We start from the raw sequence: 24,962 nt of genomic DNA on the forward strand, positions 1-24,962 counted from the left end.
GGGCGTGCAGCAACGGACACTTTCACGGCCAATGCACGGCCTGCGGTTGCGTGGTGCCGAAATGAAAAGGAGTTTCTATGGAACGATTTGAAAACCTGCTCGATTTTGTCAATGAGCTGAACGAAACCGGGCGTATTCAGTACGACGATTACAGCCGTCTTTTTGACTTGGTGCAGGAGTTTGCGGGAGCGGAGGAGGCGATCAACGCCGCCGCGACCGATATTGCCGCTCTGCTTTGGCTGAACGGCAACTGCGAATACTGCGAGCATGGAGAGAAAGAGGAATTCAGCGGCGCGAACAGATGGCATTGCCGCCTCGGGAATGGCATAGACTGCCGCCCTGTGTGGCGCGGGGCTGCAACAAAGGCATCTCTGCCGGAGATGCACAAAGCAGAGCCGACTTCGCTTCGTGCAAAGCCCAGCCGCGCGGAGACTATGTTCGGGCCGAAAGAGACATGGGCTATCCCTGATAGAGCAGAAGTCGAGGAGACCACGCCGAAGACATACAAGGGATTTCTGCTTATTCGGTGCGCACAGTGCGGGGATTTGCGAGGCTTTTGTGTCAAACAGCCTATCTCGTCTTATCGGTGTGCGGCCTGCGGTGGAGAAACGCCGCTGCACGATCTCACGTCGGCGCACATCCGCTGTAAGTGCGGGAAGAGCTTCAAGTATCGAACGAACATCGAAGAGGACAGTATCACCTACAACTGCCTTTCCTGCGGCGCGCCGGTCGATCTGGTCTATAACAAGAAAGCTCGCGCCTATCAGACGGTGCGATGATGCTCATTATCACCGTTCATGTGAACGCCCCGGCGGGGCAGGCCATTGGCATAAAGGAGCAGATCGCGCAGGATTTGGAGCGATACGGCGATACCCGCGTGGTATCGGTGGAAGTAATACAGCCGACATACCGGCAGATGCAGATCGGAGAGGTCAGCGACCGGCAGCGCGGCAAAAAGTAAGAACAGGTAAGGGGTGAGCCATTACGACGCTTTCAGAGTTGAATCAGCACTTCGAGCTGATAGAGAAATTGGCAAGGGCAAGGGAGATGCTACAGTCCTTGCGTGACGCGGCTTGCCCCGGCGCGGCTGTTCTCACAGGTATGCCGCATACTCCCGGCATAAAGGATAAGGTCGGCGACCTCGCAGCCGAAATCGTGGACATGGATGCGCGTGTCGGTTTTCTGGAGGAAGAGGTCAAGGCCAGCGAGGGGCAGATCATGCCGTTCATTCAAGGCATCGACGATGACCAGACGCGAATCATTTTCAGATTGAGATTTTTGAGAGGACTGGCGTGGAAGGAAGTTGCAACGGTTGTAGGAGGCAATACGGAGGAAAGTGCAAAGCGGATCTGCTATAGGTACTTATCTTCTTTGGATTCGTAAAGTTGTCCCGGAAGGACACGCTAATTCCCTTCGTTACCCTTGAACTCCCTCAAAAACGGTAGTAATGTTAGACTCGTAAAATCCTACATAAGCCAGGCGGCCATCCCTCCGGGGGGTGGCCGTCATTCGTATGGGAAGGAGGTTGAGGCCTGCGCGTTACTCCTTGCGCGCTGGTCATGCGCCGGGTCCGATGTTCGCCAGCAGAGGGCAGCGGTGACATCACAAAAGGAGATTTCCAAAATGTTCGGAATTGTCATTCTGGCCGTCTATGCGGTGCTGATGATCGGCGTCACGCTGATGTTCACCCGAAAGACGACCGACGCAGAGGGCTTCCATGTGGCGGACCGGCGCATCGGCTCGGTGATTGCCGCCATGAGCATCGCCGCCACTTGGATTTGGGCTCCCTCACTGTTCACTTCCTCGGAGATGGCCTATACGCGCGGCATCCCGGGGATGTTCTGGTTTACGGTACCGAATGTGCTGTGCCTGATCCTGTTTATCCCCTTTGCAAAAAGGATCCGGGCGCAGTACCCGGAGGGCATCACCTTGACCGGCTACATGGCGGAGCGCTATCACTCCGGCAAGGTCAAGGGCGTCTACTCCTTCCAGCTCGGCGCGCTGGCCGTTCTTTCAACGGCGGTGCAGCTGCTCGCCGGGGGAAAGACGCTGGCTCTCATTACGGGGCTGCCATTCTGGAGCATGACGCTCGCCCTGGCAGCTATCGCATATTCCTACTCCCGCTTCTCCGGACTGAAAGCCTCCATCATCACCGATGTCGTCCAGCTGGGCATTATTCTCATGGGTGGCGCTCTGCTGGTCGTTCTGAGCCTTCGCATGACCGGCGGCTTTGACACGGTACGGGCAGGGCTCGGTGCTGTCTCCGGAGAATATACTTCGCTCATCTCCTCCACGGGTATTGAGGTCCTGCTGGGCTACGGTCTGCCGATGGCTGTCGGTCTGATCTCCGGCCCATTCGGGGACCAGTGCTTCTGGCAGCGAGCTTTCGCAATCAGGCGCGACCGCATCGGCAGATCGTTTTTTGCCGGTGCGTTTTTGTTTGCGCTCGTTCCGATCTGCATGGGAACGGTGGGCTTCCTTGCCGCAGGCTCCGGCTTTGTGGCCCGCGACACCGGCATGGTCAACTTTGAATTCGTTTCCTCGCTGCTTCCGACATGGGTGCTGGTCCCGTTTCTGTTTATGATTATCTCCGGCCTGCTCTCCACAGTGGATAGCAACCTTTGTGCGGCAGCGTCGCTCACGACAGACTGGCTCGGCATCGGGAAGGACACGGTGCAGACGTCGCGCCGCACTATGCTTTGCCTGCTGATCGTGGCTATCGCCATCGCCAACATTCCCGGCCTGACGGTGACATACCTGTTCCTGTTCTACGGAACGCTCCGCGCTTCGACGCTGCTGCCGACGGTCATGACGCTGCTCGGTAAGAAGCTGACGGGCAAGGGCGTTTTTGCCGGTGTGCTGACCGCGCTGTGCGTCGGGCTTCCGATCTTCGCCTACGGCAATCTCGCCGGCATTCCGGCTGTGAAAGCGGCAGGCAGTCTGACGACCGTCCTGTCCAGCGGCCTTGTCGCCGTTATCGCCTCGAGAAAGGCGGTGAAGGCATGAGCCTCGGGAGGAAGCAGAGCATCGACAACAGCGCATGGCTGGAAGCCGTTGCAACAATCGAGGACGCCGTTTCCCGTGAGGAGCTGGACGCTTTGACCGCCGCGGCTGTTGCTGACATCAAAGCCCATACAGAGGGTAAGGCTGCGGCCTATGCGTGGAGCGCAGGTAAGGACAGTATTGTCCTTGGCAAACTGTGCGAAGCGGCTGGCGTCACTGACTGCATGATCGGCGTGTGCGACCTGGAATACCCCGCCTTTGCCGCGTGGATCGAGGAGCATAAGCCGGCAGGCTGCGAAGTCATCAACACGCATCAAGATATCGACTGGCTGGCGAAGCATCAAGAGATGCTTTTCCCCAAGGACTCCGCCGCGGCCGGACGATGGTTTTCTATCGTGCAGCACCGAGCGCAGCGTGAATACTTCAAGGCGCACGAGCTGGACGTCATCATTCTCGGCCGCCGCCGTGCGGACGGCAATTATGTCGGTCGCAACAGCAATATCTATACCGATGGCAAAGGTGTTACGCGATTCAGCCCGCTCGCTGCGTGGAAGCATGAGCACATCCTTGCCTATATTCACTACCATCAGCTCCCGCTTCCGCCGATCTACGGCTGGAAGAACGGATATCTGTGCGGCACTCACCCGTGGCCCGCCCGCCAATGGACGGGCAGCATCGAGAACGGCTGGCACGAGGTCTACGATATCGACCCCGGCATCGTCCTTGCGGCGGCTGAAAAGATCGACAGCGCTCGCGCCTTCTTGAAGGGGGTGCAGGCATGAAGGTCATAAAGAAGCCTCTGACCGAGCTGCGGCGACCGGATCGGAATGTCCGAATGCACACCGACAAGCAGCTGAAGGAGTTCCGCCGCTCTGTCGAAATGTTCGGTCAGATCCGCCCCATCGTGGTCGACGAGGACGGCGTTATTCTCGCCGGCAACGGCTTGTATGAAACGCTGCTCTCCCTCGGCCGCACAGAGGCGGACTGCTATGTCGTGTCCGGACTGACTGAGGCGGAGAAGAAAAAGCTCATGCTGGCCGATAACCGCGTCTTTGACTTGGGCGTTGACGATCTGGCCGCGCTGGACGCTTTTATCCTTGAGCTGAAAGACGACCTGGACATTCCCGGCTACGAAGAGGATCTTCTCCGTGCGATGGTGATGGAGGCTGACGAAGCCAGCGACGCCCTGCTTGAGTACGGCACCATTGAGCCGGAGCAGGCTGCGGCCATCACCGAGACGCGCGAGAAATACGCCGCCCGGGAAGAAGCTGCTGCGGCGCAGGCCGAGGAAGTCGCACCCGCACAGAGCGGCACGGCGTCTTCCGCCGAGCCCGCTAAGAGGTTTATCCTCTGCCCGAAATGTGGTGAGCGGATATGGCTGTAAAGCGCATCAGTTCAGACATCGACGTTGTGACTGCGGCGCGCCAGCGGATCAAGAATGTATTTTCCAACGGCGTCCCCGTATACCTCTCGTTTTCCGGCGGCAAGGACAGCATCGTTCTCGCCGACCTGACCTATAAGCTGATCCAGGCTGGAGAGATCAATCCCTCGCAGTTGACCGTCCTTTTCGTGGACGAGGAGGCAATCTTCGATTCCATTGAAGCAACGACCAAGGCGTGGCGGAAGAAGTTCCTGCTTGCCGGCGCCAAGTTTCAATGGTGGTGCATCGAGGTCAAGCATTTCAGCTGTCTCAATGAGCTGTCCAGCGATGAAACCTTCGTCTGCTGGGATCGACGCAAGCGCGATGTCTGGGTGCGGCAGCCGCCGCCCTTTGCCATCCGCAATCACCCGCAGCTCCGGCCAAGGATCGACAACTATCAATCCTTCCTGCCCCGCGTGACGATGGACGGCATCATGATCACCGGCGTCCGCGCGGCAGAGTCCATTCAGCGGCTCCAATACATGGCGGCACTAAATATGGGCGCAAAGGGCATCACCGGCACGAACACCATCTATCCCATCTACGACTGGAAGACGGCGGACGTCTGGCTATACCTGCGAGACCAGCGCATCGAAGTCCCCGAGGTCTACCTGCAGATGTATCAGGTCGGCGTCAATCGGAATCAGCTGCGCGTGTCGCAGTTCTTCTCCGTTGATACCGTACCCGTGCTGGTACACCTGGGCGAATATGACCCATCTCTCATGGAGCGCGTCCTTCGGCGCGAGCCGAATGCCTACCTTGCCATGCTGTACTGGGACAGCGAAATGTTCCACCGCACCACAAGGAAGCGCCGGGAGCTGGAGGGCGAGGACACCAAGGACTACCGTGCGCTCCTGAAGGAGATGCTGTTCGTCCGCCCGGGAGACTTCTTCAACACGGAGCATAAGCGCAAGATCGCCAAGCAGTACCGCAAGATGTTCATTCAGATGGACGGAATGGCGCGGCCGCGCGACTACAAGAAAATGTACGGCGGTCTGACTGCTGGTGATCCCAAGCTCCGCACCCTGCGCGCCATCTATCAGGACATATCCTGCGCCTATGCCGATTACGCCAAGCGCTTCCGGAAGGGAGGTGAGGCAAATGGCTGACGCGGATCTGTTCGCCCCGTTATCCTCCCTGCAATGGGTAGACCGGGAGCAGCTCAAGCCCAATGACTACAACCCCAACAAGGTCAACCGTGAGAATCTGAAACTGCTGGTGCAATCGATCATGACCAATGGCTGGACGCTTCCCATCGTCGTGCGTCCCGACTACACCATCATCGACGGCTTTCACCGCTGGACCGTGGCCGGAGAGGAGCCGCTGCACACCATGCTCAAAGGCAAGGTGCCGGTGGTAATCGTGCGGCATGATGACGCGACCGAGGATATTTACGGCACCGTCACACACAACCGTGCTCGTGGTACACATCTGCTTGAGCCGATGAAAGCCATCGTAAAGCGGCTGCTGGACGAGGGCAAGTCCGTTCAGGAGATCGGCAAACAGCTCGGAATGAAACCCGAAGAAGTATTCCGGCTCTCTGATTTCTCGCGTGACGACTTCCTCGGCATGATGACCAAGGGCGTTAAGGGGTATAGCCATGCGGAATTGCTGACGAAGTTATAACACAATACCACAGCCAGGCGCATACATCGCACGAGAGCGGCGTATCTGCGTCTGGCTGTGTTGCTCCCTCCCCCTCTCGGCATCGTCGCGCTGAGGGCGGGGAAATGCGTTGCAACAGGCGACGACGGCAAAAGGTACTGTGACGACCCCCGCCCCACACGCCGCGGGCTCGCCGACCCCGAAAAACGCATAGTTACCAATGGGAAAATCGGGCATTTCGTTACGCTTCCTCGCTTGGTTTTGGTGCAAAGTTTGGCACCTGCGGCGGTATCTGCCGCAATATCTCTGTTTTGCTTTATCACTTCCGTGCGGAAACGCCCGGGAGTTCGATAAAGATTTCACGCCTCCTGTAAATATAAGACCACAACAGGGTAAGGGTCTCGCCTGTAGCTGCTGGTCCCAGCTGCGGGCGCTCCGGTGCAATTCCGGTGAGCCCTGTATTGCTGATACGCTCTGCAAAAAAGAAAACCCCGACCGTTGCAGCGGTCAGGGTTTTGCATCCTCCATAGGAAGGGCAACGCATTTTAACTTGTTTTGATGTGTCTTGATGCGTCTCGTTTTACTTTAGCATATCTTGTGAGCAATTGCAAGCATGCAGAAAGGGGAGACGCGCAATGTCTGACCGTATGCAAAAAATCACAGACGAGAGCGAGGTCAGCACGACGGAGCTGGCGACGGTGCTGGGCGTGTCTGCCCGGCGGGTGCAGCAGATGGCGCAGGACGGCACGATACCAACCTGCCGCAAGGGCTGCTTCCGGCTGGCCGATTCCGTCCAGCGGTATGTTAAGTTCCTGTCTGACGGCCCGATGGACGAAGAGGATAAGAAGCTGGAGAAGACCCGCCGCGTGGCGGAGACGACGATGAAGGCGTCCAAGGCCACCATTGCCAAGCTGGAGGCTGAGGAGCTGAAAGGCAAAATGCACCGGAGCGAGGACGTGGCCGCGATGACTACCGACTTGATCTATGCCATTCGCGGGGCGATGATGGCCCTGCCCGGCCGCCTGGCCGTGGACGTGGCCTCGGCGAACTCCCCAGCGGAGGCCGCCGAGATTATCCGACGCGAGGTCAACAAGGCCATGCGGGAGCTCTCCAATTACCGCTATGACCCAAAGAAATACGAGGAGCGCGTCCGGGAGCGGAGGGCCTGGGAAGCTGACAGCGGGCGTGATGTCGATGACGGATAAGGAAACGCGCCGGCTCATAGAGGAGAAAGAGGCCCGCGAGCGGGTAAAGAGGCTGAATGCCGTCATCGGGAAAGTCTTGGCCGGCATGAAGCCGCCGGGCGACCTGACCGTGACCGAATGGGCGGAGAAGAATCGCCGCCTGTCGGCCGAGAGCTCCGCAGAGCCCGGACCGTGGCGCACCGAACGCACCCCCTATCTCCGCGAGCCGATGAATGCATGGACCGACCCAAAGATACGGCACATCGTCATGGTGGCCGCGTCCCAGGTCGGCAAGTCTGAATTTCTCAATAACTGCATCGGCTATGTGATCGACCAGGACCCCGGCTCAATCCTGTTTGTCCACCCTACCACCATTGACGCAAAGGAGTATTCCAAGCTCCGCATCGCGCCGATGATCCGCGACTGCCCCACGCTGCGAAAGAAGGTCAGCGACCCCAAGAGCCGTGACAGCGGCAATACCATTCTGCAAAAGACCTACCCCGGAGGCATCCTCACGATGTGCGGCTCCACCGAGGCCCACGCTCTGGCGTCAAAGCCTATCCGCTATGTGCTGGGCGACGAGCGCGACCGCTGGGCGCTGTCTGCCGGTAACGAGGGCGACCCGTGGGATCTGGCGATGGCGCGGCAGACGACATTCTACAACGCGAAAAGTGGCGAGGTGTCCACGCCCACCGTCAAAAACGCCAGCGCCATCGAGGCAGCCTACGCGACAGGCACGATGGAGCGGTGGAAATCCCGCTGCCCTCATTGCGGCGAGTATCACGAGATCCAATGGGCGGACATCCGCTTTGAGCACGACGAGATCATCATCGCGGGGAAAAAGACCTACAAGGTCCGCAGCGTCTGCTATGCCTGCCCCGGCTGCGGCTGCATCTCCACCGAGGCGGAAATGAAGCGCGCTCCGGCAAGATGGGAGGCGGACAACCCCGCCGCCTATGAGCAGGGCACGCGCTCGTTCTGGCTGAACGCCTTTGTCAGCCAGTGGGCGAGCTGGGAATCCATCATTCTGAAATACCTGAACGCCATCGGCAGCACCCGCAAGATGCAGGTCGTCTACAACACCTGCTTCGGCGAGCTGTGGGAGGATCGCGGAGACCTGGAGGACGAGGACAGTCTGATGGCGCGCCGGGAGGAATACCCGGCTGAGCTGCCGGAGGGCGTGCTTGTTCTGACGGCCGGTGTCGATACCCAGGACGACCGCATGGAATACGAGATCGTCGGCCATGGCCACTTTGGTGAGACGTGGGGCATCGAGAAGGGCATCATCATGGGACGGCCCGACGACGATGCCGTATGGGCGCAGCTGGACGAGCTGGTATTTGACCGTGTTCTGCGCTTTGAGAACGGCGTGGGGCTGAAAATGTCAATGTCCTTTGTGGACGAGGGCGGACACTTCACGCAGGAGGTCCGTATGCAGTGCCGGGCGCGGCTGGGCAAAAAGGTGTTCTGCATCAAGGGTATGCCCGGCAGCGATAAGCCCTACACCGCGCCGCCGAAAAAGAAGAAGATCATCATCAAGCAGACGGCGGTCGGCACCTGCTGGCAGTACCAGATCGGCGTTGACTCCGGCAAGGAGGTCATCATGGACAACCTGCGCGTACAGACGCCGGGCGCGAAATATTGTCACTTCCCCAAGCGGGATGACTACGGCTCCGGCTACTTCACAGGGCTGCTCTCCGAGGTCAAGGTCTACGACCCCAACAAAAAGCAGCCGTGGCAGTGGAAGAAGATCCCCGGCCACGAGCGCAACGAGGCGCTGGACTGCCGCAACTACGCGCTGGCGGCGTTCAAGGCGCTTCCTAAGAACCTGGACGAGATAGACAGGCGGCTAAAGGAGGCGGGCGGCGAACGCGCTCCTGCCCCTGTTGCAACGCCTGTCATGCCGCCTCCCGCCGCCAAGCAGAGGCCGAAGCGCAGAAGAAGGAAGAAATACTACGACGATTGGTGAGGTGTCCGATATGGATAAAGTTGAACTGCGGGCGCGGCTGGACTTCTGGCAGAGCGCCCTTTCCAAGCTGCGCGCCGCATATCTGGCCCTTGTGGACGGCGGCGTAAAAAGCTATGTCATCGACGACCGCGAGCTGACGCGCTTCGACCTGCCTGATCTGAAGGACGAGATCGAGGACGCGGAGAAGAAGGTCGATGAGCTGACGGCGGAGCTGAACGGCCGCAAGCCGAGAAAGGCTTTCGGTATCGTCCCCCGCGACTGGTGACCTTTTTCGTGAGGTCACGAAAATGATACCGGCAAAGCGCCCGAAAGGGCTTTTTGCACAGGCAGCCTGGCGGAGTTTGCTCCTTTCGCCGCCGGGCGGCCTGTTTTTTATTCCGAAAACGGGAGGCGATAAGCATTGAGCAACAAGAAAGACCGCCGCCGCGCAGCCGCGCCGCAGGCGAAGGGGTACAGCGAAGCCGGGGCCAGCTTGACGCGGCGGGCGCTCAAGGGATTTGTTCCGGACAGCGGCGCTCCCAATGAGGACATCAACCGCAACAACGCCACCCTGCGGCAGAGGGCGCGAATGCTCTACATGGCCGCGCCGGTGGCTACGGCGGCGATCAATACCAACCGCACCAAGGTCATCGGGACGGGGCTGACGCTCAAAGCGTCCGTGGACCGCGAGGTGCTGGGCATCTCCCCGGAGGCGGCGAAGAAGTGGCAGCACGCGGCGGAGATGGAATTCCGGCTGTGGGCAGGGAAAAAGCAGAACTGCGACGCGCTGGGCCTGAACAATTTTGAGAGTTTGCAGCAGCTCGCCTTGAAGTCGTGGCTGCTCAGCGGCGACGTGTTCGCGCTGGTCAAGCGATACCCGGCAACACCGCTAAACCCCTATACCCTGCGGCTGCACATCGTGGAGGCGGACCGCGCCTGCACGCCAAGCGAATATGGCGGCGGTGTCACCATCGGCGGCTTCGTGGAGGGCAAGATCCCCGAGGGAAAGCCCGGCGCAGGCCACAAGGTCTACGACGGCGTGGAGGTGGACAGCAACGGCCGCGTGGTCGCCTATCACATCAGCAACACCTACCCGCACCAGATCACCAGCGAGCCGCAGAAGTGGCAGCGTGTTGAGGCTTACGGTGCCAAGACCGGCCTGCCGAATATTCTCCACATCATGGACAGTGAGCGTCCGGACCAGTACCGCGGCGTTCCCTATCTGGCGCAGGTCATCGAGCCGCTGCTCCAGCTTCGGCGCTATACGGAGTCCGAGCTGATGGCGGCGCTGGTGCAGAGCTTCTTCACTGCATGGATCGAAACGGAGACCGACCCCTCCGATACGCCCTTCAACGAGGTAGGCGCCGGAGATATTGCCGGTGTCCCCGCCGAGGTCAACGCGGACGGTGGACCGATAGCGAACAACATCTCCGATGATGACAACGAGTACGAGATGGGGCCGGGTACGGTGACGCACCTCGCCCCCGGGGAAAAGGTCAACTTCGGCAATCCGAACATCCCTACCGCTGGCTTTGAGACCTTTGTCAAAACGCTGTGCAAGCTGGTCGGCGCTGCCTTGGAGCTGCCTTACGATGTGCTGATCAAGGAATTCAACAGCTCCTATTCCGCAAGCCGCGGCGCGCTGCTGGAGGCGTGGGAAGCATTCAAAATGCGCCGGAAATGGTTTGTGGACGACTTCTGCCAGCCGGTCTATGAGATGTTCCTGGCCGAAGCGGTCGCTCTGGGGCGCATCAACGCCCCCGGCTTCTTCACGGACCCCCTTGTGCGGGAGGCATGGTGCGGCGCGCGCTGGATCGGCCCTGTGCAGGGCAGCCTTGACCCCAAGAAGGAGGCGGAAGCAGCCCTCATGCTGATCGACAACGCCATCAAGACCCACGAGCAGGTCAGCCGCGAAATGAGCGGCGGCGACTGGGAGGAGAACGTGGAGCAGCTGCAGCGTGAAAACGAGCTGCTGACACAGGCAGGAGGCAACAAGGTCACCGTTGTATCGGCATCGCCGAAAGAAGGTGACGGCGATGAAGACTAACTTCGAGCATCTGCAGAGCCTGAATGTGCGGAGCATGGCGCTCGCCATCTGGAACTATGCAAGCGACTACTGCGCCTATTGCCCGAAGAACATGGAGCGCCGCTGCAACGAGAACTGCCGCGCGGGAATCCGCGAGTGGCTGAACAGTCCCTACATTCCGTCAAGCGATATCTGGAAAGAAAAGAGGTAATGCGCATGAGTATTCCGGCAAAGAGAGCTGGGCGAAAGTCTCCCGCCGTCAGCATCTCGAAAAAGGTCTATACGATGGCCACGGTGGACGGCAGTTATGCTGAGATCACCATGTATGGAGACATCTACGAGGAGCAGCCCACGAACTGGTGGGGCGAGCCCGTCGAGGGGCAGTACATCCTGCTCTCCGAGTTTTTGGAGGATCTCAAGCAGATTTCCGGCTGCACGTCCATCACTATCCGCATGAACAGCTACGGCGGCGACGCCGGCGCGTCCAATATGATCCACAACCGCCTGCGGGAGCTGGCGCGGAACGGCACGAAGCTTACCTGCATCGTGGACGGCGTTGCCATGAGCGGCGGCAGTCTTATCATGTGCGCCTGCGATACGGTCAAGGTCAATCCCTCCAGCCTCGTCATGATCCACAAATGCTGGACCTTCCTGTGGGGCGGCTACAACGCCGACGAGCTGCGGGAACAGGCCTCCCAGCAGGAGGCGTGGGACAAGATGCAGATGGAGGTCTACACGCGCAAGACCGGGCTGTCGGCCACGGTGATCTCTCACATGATGGCGGACACGACCTATATGACAGGCCGCGAGGCCATCGACAAGGGCTTTGCGGACGAACTGATCGAGGACGCGGAGCCGACCAGCATCGCCGCCAGCGCGGACGGGCGCAGCCTGTTCGTGAACGGGAGGCAGATGCACCTTGCCCCCGGCATGTTTGCGCCGGACAACATTCCCACGGTCACACCCGAGGCCTCCGCCCCGGTTGAGACAGATAAAAACAAGCCGGAAGTCACCGGCGATGAAGGAGGAATTTCCATGACTAAGGAAGAGCTCCGGGCGAAGTACCCGGACGAGATCGCCCAGGTGGAGGCCGATGCCCGTGCTTCCGTCGATCACGCTGAGGCGGTCAACACCGCGATCCAGGCCGAGCGTGCGCGTATGCAGGAGATCGACGAGATCTCCGGTCTGCTCGACGCGACGGACGTGCAGCAGGCCAAGTACGGCGACAAGCCCTGCTCTGCTGCCGACCTGCTGATGGCAGCGGCCAAGAACGCCGCCAAGCAGGGCAAGAAGTTTCTGACCGATCTGAAGGACGACAGCGAGGAATCCGGTGCCGAGGGCGTTCCTGCCGCTCCTGCCCCCGCAGTCGAAACGCCCGAGGGCGAAGACGGCGAGAAGAACGACACCCCCGAGGCGCGCATGACCAACGCCCGGAGCATGGTCGCTGACCTGCTGGGCAAGAAGAAGGAGGGCTAAGAACATGATCAATCTGAGTGAAAAGCTCGGCGAGATGACCTTTGACGGTCTGATCACCGACATCAAGCCCGCGCCCGAAGTGCGCGGCGGCGTTATCCGCAAGCTGTCCGCTGCGGCCACGCTCAAGCGCGGCACCATTCTTGCCAAGTCCTCCGGCACGGCCGGCGACGGCAAGCTGGTCGTTCTCGGCAGCACGGCCAAGGAAAACGAGACCCTGACCCCCGACTGCATCTTGTGCGACGACATCGACGTCGGCACCGCCGCCGACGAGAAGGTGGCAGTCTACACCGCCGGCTGCTTCGACATCGGCAAGGTGACGGTCTCGGCCAGCTACACCATCACCGAGGGTGATAAGGATAACCTGCGTATGCGCGGCATCGTCTTCAAGGCTGCTGCCGCTGCCAACTAAGGAGGGAATCAACAATGGCTTCTGAACTGAATTTCTTTGACACCTATGTGCTGATGGCGATCACCGAGGAGATCGTTCCTCAGCAGACCTTTTTCAAGGACCGCTACTTCCCCACCGGGGAGGGCGACATCTTCGCCTGCGACAAGGTGCTGACTGAGTACCGCAAGGGCGACCGCAAGATGGCCGCGTTCGTCTCCGCCCGCGCCGGCGATATCCCCATGGATCGCCGCGGCTACGAGATCCACGAGTATCAGCCCGCTTTCATCGCTCCGTCCCGCCTGCTGACGCTGGACGAGCTGCGCAAGCGCGGCTTCGGCGAGGCCATCTACGCCAACAGCACCCCCGCCCAGCGCGCGGCCCGTCTGCAGCTGGGTGACCTGACCGACATGGACCGCCGCATCGTGCGCCGCGAGGAGTGGATGTGCGCGCAGACCATGATCAACAACGCCTGCACCATGCAGACCTACATCGACGACAAGACCGAGGGCGAGAAGCTGTATGTCAAGTTCTTCGATGACGCCAGCGACCACACCTATACCGTGGCCGCCAAGTGGAACGCCACCGGCGGCGACTTCTTCGGCGATGTGAAGGCCATGTGCCGCAAGCTCTCCAAGCGCGGCCTGCGCGCGGTTGACCTGGTGCTCGGCTCTGACGCAGCCGACGCGATCCTCGACATGGAGAAGGTGCAGAAGCTGCTCGACCGCAACAGCGGCATCATCATCGGTACCATCGACCAGGAACTCAGCCGCTACGATGGCGTGGTCTATATGGGTACGCTGAACTTCGGCGGCTTCAAGCTGAACCTGATCTCCGTAGACGAAACCTACATCGACGACAGCGGCGCGGAGCAGAAGTATTTCCCCGCCACCTCCGCCATGGTCACCGCCCCCGGCTGCGGCCATCTGATGTATGGCCAGATCACCCAGATCGACTACGGCTCCACCGAGTTCGCGTCCCATGCGGCGACCCGCGTTCCGAAGTTCTCTCTGAACCAGGAGGCGGACATCCGCAAGCTGCGTCTGGGCGCGCGTCCGCTGGCTGCTCCTCACAACTACTGCCCGTACATCTACGCGGCCGAAGTTGTGTCCTGACCCGGCGCGGAAAGGAGACTGCTATGACGAAAATTGAGATCATCTGCGGCACATACGGCTACAGGCCGGATGGCTCGAAGCACCCCATTCCCATCGACCGCGGCGGTATCTGCGAGGTCTCCGAAGAGGAGGCGCAGCGCCTTTTTGCCCTGTGTGTCGCCCGCCCCGCCGAGGAAACGCCCTCTCCCGCTGTTGCAACGCCCCCTGCGGGTGAGGACGGCAGCGGGGCTGGCGCTGACCCATCTACCAGCGGCGAGGGCGCAGAGGGCACGGAAAGCGCCCATCTTGACCCCGAGCAGCTCAAAACGCTGACCAACGCCAAGCTCACGGAGCTGGCCAAGGAGATGGGCATCGACACCGCTAAGCTCAAGACCAAGGCGCAGCTGATCGCCGCCATTACGGATGTTCCGCTGGAGGACGCGATCGCCGAGGACGACGACGGCGTGGACGACGGCGAAGCGCCCCCTGTGCTGACGCCGGAGGCGCCTGTGGTATGAGCGGCTTCAAGGATATGGTCGCCTGCGACAACTTTGGCGTGTTTCTCAACTGCGACGAGTTCGCGGAAAAGCGCACCGTCAAGTATGACGGGGCGACCTACGAGGATATTCCCATCGTCCTCTCCGGCCTGAAGGAGAAGGACCGCCGCCAGCTGATGAGCGACCATGCCCAGGGGCTTTACATCGTTTCCTCCGTTCTCCACTGCGCCCTGTCCGATCTCGGCGGGGTGCAGCCGGAGCGGGGGCAGCGTATCAGGATCAACGACCAGGAGGGCGGCGGAGGCTTCTTCCGGGAGTTCTATATCGCGTCCTCGGTCTGTGAGATGGGCATGCTGCGCGTGGAATTGGAGGCGGTGGACGAATGAGCTTTATCCGCGTCAACGAGGTCGGCGGCGACAGCCTGGAGCGCGTGAACAAGCTGCTGCACAATATCCCCGGCGGCGTTTACAAAGCGGCGTTCTCCGCGTTGAGGCGCGCCGGAGACACAGCCAAGACCCGCGCCGGACAGTTCGCCGCCGCCGAGTACACCATCAACAAGGGCGAATTCATGCGGAGAGTTCACTCCAAGACCCACATCACAGGCGGTGCGGGAGGCGTGATGGGTATGAGCATCAGTTTCTCCGGCACCGTGCTCCCGCTGCTGACCTTCAACACCACATACAGCCGGGACGGCACCGTGCAGACACAGGTAAAGCGCAACGGCGGAGCTGCGACGCTTCAACACGCATTCGTGGCCCGCATTTTCGGCCCGACTGCCGTTTTCGAGCGCGTCGGCTCTCCGCGCTTTCCTGTGGAGCAGAAGTTTGGTCCGTCTACCGGACACATGATGCGGAACGAAGAAGTCATCGAGAAGATGGACGAAACGATCCGCGACACCTACGAAAAGCGCGTTGAACATGAAATCCTGCGCGTGCTGAACGGATGGGGAGGCTGATTTATGACAAGGATCATTCTGCTGGAACGCCTGCGGGCCTTTACCGAGGAGGTCACCGCCGACCTGATCATGCCGACCCGTTTGCAGAAGGGCGACACGGAGCAGAGCTTCCGCCCTGCAAAGGTCTACCTGACGCGCCTGCCGGACGGCACTTCTGCCACCAAGAAGGCTCCCTATGTGCTGCACCAGGTCATTACCGGCATGGATCAACAGCCGCAAGGACAGCGTGTGACCTCCAGCGCCAAGGTCCGGTCTATCTGCTGTGTCTATAACGATGACGAGCAGGAGGGCGGGCTGATGCTTCTGAATCTCATGGAACGGCTGCGCATTGCGATGCTCAGGCAGGTCGTGATCGGGGGGCAGTTTACCCTTGACCTGGAGGCGGGGCTTGAAACGCTGGTCTATCCCGATGACACCGCCCCCTATTTCGTGGGGGAAATGATCTCCACATGGATGCTTCCCCCTGTGGAAAGAGAGGTTAACCTATGAGCGAAAAAATCATCGACACGGCGGCTCAGACCGCCGCACCAAAGACGGCAAAGAAAAAGCCTGCCGCGCCGAAGAAGGTCGCCGACACCGGCGGCTTCTGCGTCTATCTCGGTCCGACCATGATGGGCGTGATCCAGCGCGGCACCATCTATCGCGGCGGCCGGAAGGAAGTCCTTGACTCCCTTGCCCCGGTGATTGAGCAGCACCCGCTGATTGCGTCGCTGGTGGTGAGTGACGAAACGCTCCCCGCCGACCGCATCAAAGTCAAAACGCCTGGGAACCTGCTGTATGTGAATTATCACAAGCTGGCCAAGGGCATGAAGTAAGGAGGAAATTTCAATGAACCACGGCGTATATGTCTCTCAGCAGGCTACCAGCGTCAGCACCCCTGTCGTGGCGGAGTCCGGCGTCCCCTTCGTGGTCGGTCTGGCTCCTGTCCAGGCGGCGGATAAGCCTGCTGCCCCCGGCACCCCCGTTCTCTGCACCAGCTGGTCTGAGGCGGTGGAGAAGCTGGGCTACTCCGACGACTGGGCAACCTACACGCTCTGCGAATTCATGTATTCGCACTTCAAGCTGTTCGCCTGCCAGCCTGTCATTTTCTGCAATGTTCTGGATATCGCCACCGCAAAGGAGGCGTCTGCCGCGGCTGATGTTGCGGTGACGGAGCACAAGGTAAAGCTTCCCATCGCGGCCATCAACGATTCCAATCTGGTTATCAAGCCTGCCGGCGGTACCGGCTCTGTCTATGTGTCCGGCACCGACTATAACGCCTATTACAGCGGCGAGCATCTGGTGGTGGAGCTGCTGTCTACCGGCAGCGCCTATGATGCCGAGCAGGTAAACATCGCCTACAACAAGGTCAAGGCATCCACCGTCACCGCATCTGACATCGCCTCCGCGATGGAGAATGTGGAGCTGTGCCTGACCCTGCTGGGCATCGTCCCCGATCTGCTGTGCGCCCCCGGCTATTCTCAGCAGTCTACCGTGGCCGCTGCAATGACCGCCAAGGCAGGCAACATCAACGGCCTGTTCCGCGCCAAGGCGCTGATCGACATCGACTGCGGTGCTTCCGGCGCGCGTGCCTATTCCGATGTTCTCACCAAGAAGAACGCCGCCAACATCGCCGACGAGGACGAGATCGCCTTCTGGCCGATGGCGAAGCTGGGCGATTACAAGTTCCACCTGTCTACCCAGATGGCGGGGCTGATGGCGCAGATCGACACCGGCAACGGCGGCTGCCCCTACGAGTCTCCCTCCAATAAGGGGCTGCAGTGCGACGGCCTCTGCCTTGAGGACGGCACCGAGGTCAACCTGACGCTTGCGCAGGCCAACTACCTCAACGGCGTCGGCGTGGATACCGCGCTGAACTTCATGAGCGGCTGGGTGGCGTGGGGCAACTACACCGCCTGCTATCCCTCCAACACCGATGTCAAGGACTACTTTATCCCGGTCAGCCGTATGTTCGGCTGGGTCGGCAACTCCCTCGTCAAGACCTTCTGGAGCAAGCTGGACAAGCCTATGACCCGCCGCCTGATCGACACCGTTCTCGATTCCGCCAACATCTGGCTCAACGGTCTGGTGGGTATGGGCTACCTTCTGGGCGCTCGCGTGGAGATGCTGGAGAACGAAAACCCGCTGACCAACCTCATGGCCGGCATCATCAAGCTCCATGTCTACATGACGCCGCCCTCTCCCGCTCAGGAGATCGACTTCGTGCTGGAGTATGACGCCAGCTATGTCACCAGCGCCCTGCAGGGCTAAAAGGAGGTTTGAATCATGGATCAGAGCATTATCAACTTCAAGGTCTACGAGGACTCTGTTGAATATGTCGGTATGGCACAGGCGACCCTGCCTGACCTGACCGCGCTGACGCAGTCCATCTCTGGCGCCGGCATCGCAGGCAATGTGGAGTCGGTCATTCTCGGCCACTTCGACGCGATGACGCTGGGCCTCAACTTCCGCACCGTCACCGATCAGAGCGTGAAGCTCTCCGAGCCTCGCCGTCACACCATCGACCTGCGCGTTGCGCAGCAGGACGAAGATGTCGTGGCAGGCAAGGTGGTCGTCCGCGCCGTCAAGCACATTCTTGTGGTCATTCCCAAGAGCGACAAGGGCGGCTCCGTTGCTCCCGCCGCGCCCTCCAACGGCTCCGGCGAGTACGCCGTCCGCTACTGGGCGACCTACATTGACGGCAAGAAGGTGCGTGAGGTCGACCAGCTCAACTTCATCTGCTATGTCAACGGCACCGACTACCTGGCCGACGTCCGCAAGGCGCTCGGCATGTAAGAGACCTGACAAAAGCCCGGGGCGGGACATCCGCTCCGGGCATCTTTTTGAGATTTGAAAGGAGTTATCACCATGGCTGATATCAACAAGACCGTTGTTCCCGCTGACGCTTTCTCCACCGTCGATCACGACGAGTACGCCGCCGCCGAGGCGCAGGCCAAGGAGAGCGTAGGCAACTACACCCTCAAGCTGAAAAGGCCCTTCACCTACGAGGGGCAGACCTTTGACGAGCTGAACTTCGACTTTGAGGGGCTGACCGGCGATGACGCTCTTGCCATCGAGGACGAGCTTCAGGCCATCGGCAAGCCCACCATCTCGCCTACCTTCTCCGGCCAGTTCCTGGTGCGCATGGCGGCGCGAGCCTGCACCAACACCATCATTGACGCCAGCGGCCATCCCCGCCGTATCGGCGACGACGCCCTGCGCGCCCTGCCCATCTTCGAGTTCAACCGCGTCAGAGGCAAGGCCCGCTCTTTTTTGCTGGCATCGGAGCTGTAACCGGCGACGGCGGCGTCTGGCTCCGCAGGCAATGTCTTACGATGGCGAAAACCAATCAGACCCCTGTTTCCTACTGGCTATCGCTGCCCCTGCCGTCTCTGTGCAAGTGGATCAAAGTCAGCAACCAGCTTGTGAAGGAGGCTCGGGAGCGACGCAAGAATAAATAAATCTGAAAGGAGGGCCATCTATGGCAGGCCGCAAAGAGTATGAGATGCTATTCCAGCTGAACGCGCAGCTTGGAGGCAATTACAGCAAGACCTTCAAGGCCGCTCAGCAGGAAATTGTGTCCATGCAGAAGGAAATTCAGGCCCTCTCCAAGACGCAGGCGGATATTTCCGCATTCCAAAAGCAGCAGGCAGCCGTGGAAGCGACGCGGAAGCGGCTGGAAATGCTGCGGCAGCAATATGACAATATTCAGCGGGAGATGGAGGAGACCGGCAACGAGTCCGCCGACATGAAGAACAAGCTGCTGGCAAAGCAGCTTCAGATCGACAAGACCTCCGCCTCGCTGGAGAAGCAGACGGCAAAGCTGAACGAGCTGAGCGGGGCTTTGGAAGAGGCGGGCGTCAATACCGACGACCTCTCCCGCAGCTCCGAGCAGCTTGCCGGCAAGATCGACACGCTGAAAAAGAAGCAGGGCGAGGCCGCCGATAAAGCTATGACCTTCGGCGACAAGGCGGGGCAGGCCTTTAATCAGGTACACGAGGCCATCGTGGCCGCAGGCATCGCCGTCGCCCTGAAAGAGATCTACGAATACTTCGCCAGCTGCGCGCAGGCGTCGATGGACTTTGAGAGCGCCATTACCGGCGTCGCCAAGACCACAGACCTCACAGACGAGGAACTGGCGGCAATGTCGGATTCCATCAAGGCGCTGTCCACGGAGATCCCCGCCACCACAGAGGAGATCGCGGCGGTAACCGAAGCCGCGGGACAGCTCGGCATCCAAAAGGACGCCCTGCTGGACTTCACCGAGATCATGACCATGCTCGGCACTGCCACCAACATGACAGCTGACGAGGCAGCAACCTCCCTTGCGCGCTTCGCCAACATTACCGGCATGGCAACGGACAATTACGGACGGCTCGGCTCTGTCATCGTTGACCTTGGCAACAACTTCGCCACGACGGAATCCGAGATCGTGGCGATGGGTACGCGCCTTGCGTCGGCGGGCAAGCTGGCCGGGCTGACCGAGCCGGAGATCATGGCTCTGGCGGCGGCAATGTCCTCTGTCGGCATCGAAGCAGAGGCAGGCGGTACCGCCATGACCCAGACGCTCAACGCCATTGAAAAGGCCGTTGCAAAGGGTGGAGACGACCTCGCGGAGTTCGCCCGTATCGCGGGTATGTCTTCCGAAGAATTCTCTTCTGCATGGAAGAACGACGCCATGAGCGCCCTGACTTCCTTCATCGGCGGGCTCGGCAAGCTGGACGAGCAGGGCGAGAGCACCGTCCTCGTACTGGAAGACCTGGGTCTGACCGGCATCCGGCAGAGCAATATGCTCAAAGCCCTGGGGCTTGCCGCAGACCAGATGACCGGCGCGGTGAACACTGCAAATACCGCCTGGCAGCAGAATACCGCCCTCACCAACGAGGCCAACAAGCGCTACGCCACCGCGCAGAGCCGGTTGACCATGATGCAGAACGCCTACAACAACCTCAAGGTAGCCATCGGCGACGCCTATACTCCCGCGCTCAGCGAGGCTTACGGCGTCGGCACGAAGGTCCTCAACAGCATTACGGCGTTCATTCAGAAGAACCCGGCGTTGGTCAATGCCATCACCGCCTTTGCAGGCGTGATCGGCGCGGTCGTCGCCGCGCTGGCTGCCTATGCGGTCGCTGCAAAGATAGCCGCAGCCGCCAGTGCAATTCTCACTGCGGCGATCCCCGGCGTCAATGTCATCATGGGCGTTACCGCTGCCGTGGCCGCAATCACGGCGGGCATCGTTGCTCTGGCCACCGCTGCGGCGAATGACGCCGTACCCAGTGTGAAGGAGCTGACCGAAGCCGCCCGAGGAATGCGGGAGGCGATGGACGAGGCCAAGGCCACCTATGACGATACTGTTACCTCCACCATGGCCGCTGCAGGCGTCGCAGACACCTACATCGGCAAGCTGGAGGAGATGGAGGCGGCGGGGCTCAATACCGACGAGCAGCACAGGCAGTACCACAACACCCTGGCTCTGCTCTGCCAGGTGGTACCGGAGCTGGCCGATTATATCGACCTCGAAACCGACACCATCAATGGCGGCACCGAAGCGCTCCGCGCCAACACCGAGGCGTGGAAGCAGAATGCCATGCAGCAGGCCTATCAGGATCAGCTCACCGAGCTGTACTCCCAGTATTCCGCCGTGCTGATCGAGGCAGAAGAAAACAGCATCGGACTCACCAAGGCGCAGTACAGTCTGGAGGCCGCCCAGCAGAAGCTGTCTGATACCTACGCGCAGATGGATGCGCTATGGGCAGACGCGCAGAAGCAGGCGGATGCCTATTACGACCAGTACGGCTATTACACCGATGCGACCGCTTTTCTCTCGCAGGAATACTACGACCTGCAAAACTCCATCTACGATACCAACAACGAGATATGGGCGGCTGAGAAGTCCATCAAGAATTACAACAAGGCGATGGAGGAGGACGCAGACGCCGTTTCCGATGCTGAGGCGGAGATCGCCCTCGCGGAAGAGGCGGTCAAGAATCTGACCGCCTCCATGAACGAAGGCACTGGCGCGTCCGAGGAGGCTGCTGCACAGGTCAGCGAGTTCCAGGCTGCCATCTCCGGCGTGCAGGAAAAGATCAACGCCCTTGTGGAGTCCTACAACGAGGCGTACAGCGCGGCATACGAAAGCATATCCGGACAGTATCAGCTTTGGGACGAGGCCGCAAAGGTCGTTGCAACCAGCGCAGGCAGCATCAATTCTGCACTGGAGAGCCAGATCACCTACTGGCAGGACTACAACGCCAACCTGCAATCCCTGACTGACCGCAGCGCCGACATCGAGGGACTGAGCGACATGATCGCCTCCTTTGCTGACGGCAGCTCCGACAGCGTGAACGCGATCGCCGGCATGGCAGGCGCCACCGACGAGCAGCTGGCCACGATGGTAGCCAACTGGAAGACTCTGCAGCAGGAGCAGCAGAACGCAGCGGGGAGCGTAGCCGACCTCAAGACCGACTTCACGGCCACCATGGACGAGCTGCAGACGGCGCTTGCTGAGGACATTGAAGCGATGGACCTTGGCGACGAGGCCAAGGCAAGCGCGCAGGCCACCATTCAGGGCTTTATCGACGGAGCTGTCGGTATGCTGCCCCAGGTGACCGCTGCCTACAACCGCGTCGCCGCCGCAGCCAGAGCCGCACTGTCCGCGTCCGGTACCGGAACGGCCGGCAGCATTCCCGGCTACGCAGTTGGTACGCAGTCCGCCGCACCCGGCTTTGCCCTCGTCGGCGAAAACGGCCCGGAGCTGGTCTACTTCAACGGCGGCGAGCAGGTCATGACCGCCGAGGAGACCGCCGCCATGCGCGAGAGCATGGAGATCCAGGCCATCACCTTCGCCCCGCAGCTGCTGGAGGCACTGCACGCCATCCATGGCGACGGCGCGCTTTCGGCAGAGCCGGGCGCAGGCTCCGGCGCCGGATCGGTGGAGCTGCAGATCGTGTTTCAGATCAACGGCAGCGCATCGCCCGAGACGGTGGAAGCTCTGCGTGAGTACGGAGACGAGTTCGCCGAGCGCGTCCTTGAAGTCATGGAGGAGGCCGGCATCGACACCGCAAGGAGGGCCTACAAATGAGTAAGACCTACACCACCATTCAGGGCGATATGTGGGACAGCATCGCCTTCTCCCAGCTGGGGAGCGAAGCGTACACCGACCGGCTGATGAATCTCAATCCGCAGTATCTCGGGTACTACACCTTTCCGGCCGGGATCGTGCTGAAGCTGCCCGACCCTGCTGAGGATGTCGGCGATGCCCTGCCCCCGTGGAAGCAGGTGGTCGGATGAGCAGCCCGAATCAGGCGCGCCGCGTCACGGCGCAGATATTTTTCCAGGGCGCGGACATCACCGGCAGTATGCGCCCCTATTTCCTGTCGGCCACCTACACCGACAAGGAGGCGGACGGCACTGACGATCTGCAGCTGAAGCTTCAGGACCGCGATGATATATGGCTCAAAAAGTGGCTGGCCGATGCCATCGACGCAGCAGCCTCCGCAGGGAGCCTGTCCGCGTCCTCCAAGGCCAAGACCGATGGTGCGGCAAAGTCCTACAAGGTCACCGCCAAAAGCGGCTTGAATGTCCGCTCTGGCCCCAGCACCAGCTACGGTAAATACGGTGCTCTGGTCTGCGGCGCGGAGCTGCAGGTCGAGGGCATCGAAAACGGCTGGGCGAAGGTCAGCTATAACGGCAAAACCGCCTACGTCAGCGCATCGTACATCAAGGAATCCGGCGGCGGGGGCGGCGATGCTTCTGCCGCCGCTCCTGCCTCTGCTTCCGGCGCCGGCTTCAAGATCAGCGCCGTGTTCGTCCGGGAGAACTGGACGGGCGGCGGCAGGGATAAGGTGCTGGACTGCGGACAGTTTGAGCTGGACAGCGTTGACGCCTCCGGCCCGCCGAACACCATCACCATCAAGGCGACGGCTCTTCCGTACAGCGCACAGATCCGTCAGACGGAGAAATCCAAGGCATGGGAGGCCTACACGCTTTCCGGCATCGCAAACGAGATGGCCGCTGCCAACGGAATGACCTGTATGTTCCTCGCCAACAGCGACCCGTCCTATGGCCGCGTGGAGCAGTACAAGCAGAGCGACATTGCCTTTCTCTCCAAGCTGTGCCACGAGGCGGGCATCTCTTTGAAAGCCACCAATAACCTGATCGTACTTTTCGACCAGGAGGATTACGAGAAGAAATCCCCCGTGCTGACCATCGTCCGCGGCAGCGGCAGCTACACCAAGCACAAGCTGAACGCGGGAACGGCCGGAACGCAGTACGCTTCCTGCCGCGTCAGCTACACGGACCCCGGCACAGGAAAGTGCATCGAGGCCACCGTCAAGGTAGAGGACTACAACGACAAGGCCAAGAACAACCAGCAGCTGGAGATCACCGCGAAGGTGGCAAGCGTGGCCGAGGCCAAGACCAAGGCTGAAAAATATCTCCGGCTGCACAACAAGTACGCAAAGACCGCGACCTTTACGCTGCCCGGCAATCCAGATATCGTGGCCGGCGTCACAGCCAAGCTCACCGGCTGGGGTGCGTGGGACGGGAAATACATTGTGGAGCAGGCCGCGCACTCGGTCGGCTCGTCCGGCTATACCACGCAGGTCAAGCTGCGCAAGACATTGGAGGGATATTGATGGACGAACTGCAGAATATCCTTTCGAGGCTCGTTCAGACCGGCACGGTAACGGCCGTCGACAGCGCAAAGCGCAGGGCTCGTGTCAAGTTTAAGGACACAGGCATCATTTCGGACTGGCTTTATGTGCTCCAGCACTACGAAGCGAATTTCTACATAAAGCCGGACGCAAAGCACACGCATGAGATCACGGACACCTTCACCGGCGGCGGCACAGCCAGCGAATTCCCCGACCACGACCACCTGCCCGGCTCGCATCTGACCTACTGGATGCCGAAGGTGAATGACCGCGTCCTCTGCCTATACCTTCCGGTATTCAACGGGGACGGTTTTGTGTTAGGAGGTTTTTGAGCATGGGAATGGTCGGCTGTCTGGGCGACATCGTTTTTACGGTGTCTGACCGCACGATCGAAACGATCAATAATGTCACCTGGTCTGGGTCTGCCCGGTACGCGACCCATCAGCGGCACGGCACACACGCCCTTACGGAGTTCACCGGCCTTGACCCCGACAAGATGACCTTCGACATCGTTCTCTCCGCTTACCTTGGTGTTGATCCTATCGCCGAGGTCGTGAAGCTGTGGAACTATGAGCGCGGCGGCATCGCCGTCCCGCTGGTGATCGGCAACAAGGGCTACGGGAAATATCGCTGGTCCGTGCTTGATCACAAGATGAAGATGAAAACCTATGACGGACGCGGCAACGTCACCAGCGCCACCGTGTCCGTCAGCCTGCAAGAGTATCTGAGGGGGTAA

29 protein-coding genes are annotated in these 24,962 nt (G+C 60.5%); all 29 read left to right on the top strand.

Annotation, left to right across the window (positions count from 1 at the left end):
• Positions 1–77: 77 nt before the first annotated feature.
• The 29 genes from DW806_RS05300 to DW806_RS05445 all read left to right on the top strand — a co-directional run bounded on the left by DW806_RS05300 (position 78) and on the right by DW806_RS05445 (position 24,962).
• Positions 78–779, top strand: coding sequence for a hypothetical protein (locus DW806_RS05300; protein ID WP_118729353.1), 702 nt, complete (start codon positions 78–80; stop codon positions 777–779).
• Positions 776–961 (top strand): hypothetical protein, encoded by a 186-nt coding sequence (locus tag DW806_RS05305; protein WP_147358080.1) that lies wholly within the window; start codon positions 776–778, stop codon positions 959–961. Before DW806_RS05300 ends, DW806_RS05305 begins: the two co-directional genes overlap by 4 nt.
• An 86-nt stretch (positions 962–1,047) precedes the next feature.
• The gene (locus DW806_RS05310; protein ID WP_147358081.1) at positions 1,048–1,383 is read left to right on the top strand and encodes a hypothetical protein; all 336 of its coding nucleotides are present in this window, start codon (positions 1,048–1,050) and stop codon (positions 1,381–1,383) included.
• Between the two features lie 240 nt (positions 1,384–1,623).
• A complete protein-coding gene (locus DW806_RS05315; RefSeq protein ID WP_118729356.1) occupies positions 1,624–3,006 on the top strand; it encodes a sodium:solute symporter family protein in 1,383 nt (460 codons plus the stop codon).
• Positions 3,003–3,785 (top strand): phosphoadenosine phosphosulfate reductase domain-containing protein, encoded by a 783-nt coding sequence (locus DW806_RS05320; RefSeq protein ID WP_118729357.1) that lies wholly within the window; start codon positions 3,003–3,005, stop codon positions 3,783–3,785. Before DW806_RS05315 ends, DW806_RS05320 begins: the two co-directional genes overlap by 4 nt.
• Positions 3,782–4,387: a ParB/Srx family N-terminal domain-containing protein gene (locus DW806_RS05325; RefSeq protein ID WP_118729358.1), complete on the top strand. Its 606-nt coding sequence runs from the start codon at positions 3,782–3,784 to the stop codon at positions 4,385–4,387. The genes DW806_RS05320 and DW806_RS05325 overlap by 4 nt, the downstream gene beginning before the upstream one ends.
• Positions 4,378–5,532, top strand: a complete 1,155-nt coding sequence (locus tag DW806_RS05330; RefSeq protein WP_055270156.1) for a phosphoadenosine phosphosulfate reductase domain-containing protein — start codon at positions 4,378–4,380, stop codon at positions 5,530–5,532. The genes DW806_RS05325 and DW806_RS05330 overlap by 10 nt, the downstream gene beginning before the upstream one ends.
• Entirely contained in the window at positions 5,525–6,049 is a 525-nt protein-coding gene (locus DW806_RS05335; RefSeq protein ID WP_055270154.1) for an IbrB-like domain-containing protein, read from the top strand. The genes DW806_RS05330 and DW806_RS05335 overlap by 8 nt, the downstream gene beginning before the upstream one ends.
• 584 nt (positions 6,050–6,633) lie before the next feature.
• On the top strand, positions 6,634–7,233 hold the full coding sequence (locus DW806_RS05345; RefSeq protein ID WP_243022643.1) for a hypothetical protein: 600 nt from the start codon (positions 6,634–6,636) through the stop codon (positions 7,231–7,233).
• A complete protein-coding gene (locus tag DW806_RS05350) occupies positions 7,223–9,181 on the top strand; it encodes a phage terminase large subunit family protein (protein WP_199677266.1) in 1,959 nt (652 codons plus the stop codon). Before DW806_RS05345 ends, DW806_RS05350 begins: the two co-directional genes overlap by 11 nt.
• A gap of 10 nt (positions 9,182–9,191) precedes the next feature.
• The gene (locus DW806_RS05355) at positions 9,192–9,446 is read left to right on the top strand and encodes a hypothetical protein (protein WP_118729361.1); all 255 of its coding nucleotides are present in this window, start codon (positions 9,192–9,194) and stop codon (positions 9,444–9,446) included.
• A gap of 135 nt (positions 9,447–9,581) precedes the next feature.
• Positions 9,582–11,207: a phage portal protein gene (locus DW806_RS05360; RefSeq protein WP_118729362.1), complete on the top strand. Its 1,626-nt coding sequence runs from the start codon at positions 9,582–9,584 to the stop codon at positions 11,205–11,207.
• A complete protein-coding gene (locus DW806_RS05365) occupies positions 11,197–11,397 on the top strand; it encodes a hypothetical protein (RefSeq protein WP_118729363.1) in 201 nt (66 codons plus the stop codon). The genes DW806_RS05360 and DW806_RS05365 overlap by 11 nt, the downstream gene beginning before the upstream one ends.
• A gap of 5 nt (positions 11,398–11,402) precedes the next feature.
• Positions 11,403–12,662 carry a head maturation protease, ClpP-related gene (locus DW806_RS05370; protein ID WP_243022645.1) on the top strand — a complete coding sequence of 420 codons (1,260 nt, stop codon included), beginning with the start codon at positions 11,403–11,405 and terminating at the stop codon, positions 12,660–12,662.
• Positions 12,663–12,666: 4 nt separating this feature from the next.
• Positions 12,667–13,071: a head decoration protein gene (locus tag DW806_RS05375; protein WP_118729365.1), complete on the top strand. Its 405-nt coding sequence runs from the start codon at positions 12,667–12,669 to the stop codon at positions 13,069–13,071.
• Between the two features lie 53 nt (positions 13,072–13,124).
• Positions 13,125–14,162 (top strand): major capsid protein, encoded by a 1,038-nt coding sequence (locus DW806_RS05380; protein ID WP_243022651.1) that lies wholly within the window; start codon positions 13,125–13,127, stop codon positions 14,160–14,162.
• Between the two features lie 23 nt (positions 14,163–14,185).
• Entirely contained in the window at positions 14,186–14,659 is a 474-nt protein-coding gene (locus DW806_RS05385) for a Rho termination factor N-terminal domain-containing protein (RefSeq protein ID WP_118729367.1), read from the top strand.
• Positions 14,656–15,024 (top strand): hypothetical protein, encoded by a 369-nt coding sequence (locus tag DW806_RS05390; protein ID WP_118729368.1) that lies wholly within the window; start codon positions 14,656–14,658, stop codon positions 15,022–15,024. Before DW806_RS05385 ends, DW806_RS05390 begins: the two co-directional genes overlap by 4 nt.
• Entirely contained in the window at positions 15,021–15,593 is a 573-nt protein-coding gene (locus tag DW806_RS05395; protein ID WP_118358588.1) for a hypothetical protein, read from the top strand. The genes DW806_RS05390 and DW806_RS05395 overlap by 4 nt, the downstream gene beginning before the upstream one ends.
• Positions 15,594–15,596: 3 nt before the next feature.
• On the top strand, positions 15,597–16,082 hold the full coding sequence (locus tag DW806_RS05400; protein WP_118729369.1) for a hypothetical protein: 486 nt from the start codon (positions 15,597–15,599) through the stop codon (positions 16,080–16,082).
• Positions 16,079–16,408 (top strand): hypothetical protein, encoded by a 330-nt coding sequence (locus DW806_RS05405; protein ID WP_118729370.1) that lies wholly within the window; start codon positions 16,079–16,081, stop codon positions 16,406–16,408. The genes DW806_RS05400 and DW806_RS05405 overlap by 4 nt, the downstream gene beginning before the upstream one ends.
• Positions 16,409–16,421: 13 nt before the next feature.
• Entirely contained in the window at positions 16,422–17,843 is a 1,422-nt protein-coding gene (locus DW806_RS05410) for a phage tail sheath family protein (protein WP_118729371.1), read from the top strand.
• A 15-nt stretch (positions 17,844–17,858) separates the two neighbouring features.
• Positions 17,859–18,368, top strand: coding sequence for a phage major tail tube protein (locus DW806_RS05415; RefSeq protein WP_118729372.1), 510 nt, complete (start codon positions 17,859–17,861; stop codon positions 18,366–18,368).
• A 72-nt stretch (positions 18,369–18,440) separates the two neighbouring features.
• Positions 18,441–18,866: a hypothetical protein gene (locus tag DW806_RS05420; protein ID WP_118358578.1), complete on the top strand. Its 426-nt coding sequence runs from the start codon at positions 18,441–18,443 to the stop codon at positions 18,864–18,866.
• Between the two features lie 187 nt (positions 18,867–19,053).
• Positions 19,054–22,653, top strand: coding sequence for a phage tail tape measure protein (locus DW806_RS05425; RefSeq protein ID WP_118729373.1), 3,600 nt, complete (start codon positions 19,054–19,056; stop codon positions 22,651–22,653).
• A complete protein-coding gene (locus tag DW806_RS05430) occupies positions 22,650–22,862 on the top strand; it encodes a tail protein X (protein ID WP_118729374.1) in 213 nt (70 codons plus the stop codon). The genes DW806_RS05425 and DW806_RS05430 overlap by 4 nt, the downstream gene beginning before the upstream one ends.
• Entirely contained in the window at positions 22,859–24,208 is a 1,350-nt protein-coding gene (locus DW806_RS05435) for an SH3 domain-containing protein (protein ID WP_118729375.1), read from the top strand. Before DW806_RS05430 ends, DW806_RS05435 begins: the two co-directional genes overlap by 4 nt.
• Entirely contained in the window at positions 24,208–24,558 is a 351-nt protein-coding gene (locus DW806_RS15380) for a hypothetical protein (RefSeq protein ID WP_199677268.1), read from the top strand. Before DW806_RS05435 ends, DW806_RS15380 begins: the two co-directional genes overlap by 1 nt.
• Positions 24,559–24,560: 2 nt before the next feature.
• On the top strand, positions 24,561–24,962 hold the full coding sequence (locus tag DW806_RS05445; protein WP_118358570.1) for a phage tail protein: 402 nt from the start codon (positions 24,561–24,563) through the stop codon (positions 24,960–24,962).

The organism is Butyricicoccus sp. AM32-19, assembly GCF_003480365.1.
Taxonomy (GTDB): domain Bacteria; phylum Bacillota; class Clostridia; order Oscillospirales; family Butyricicoccaceae; genus Agathobaculum; species Agathobaculum butyriciproducens.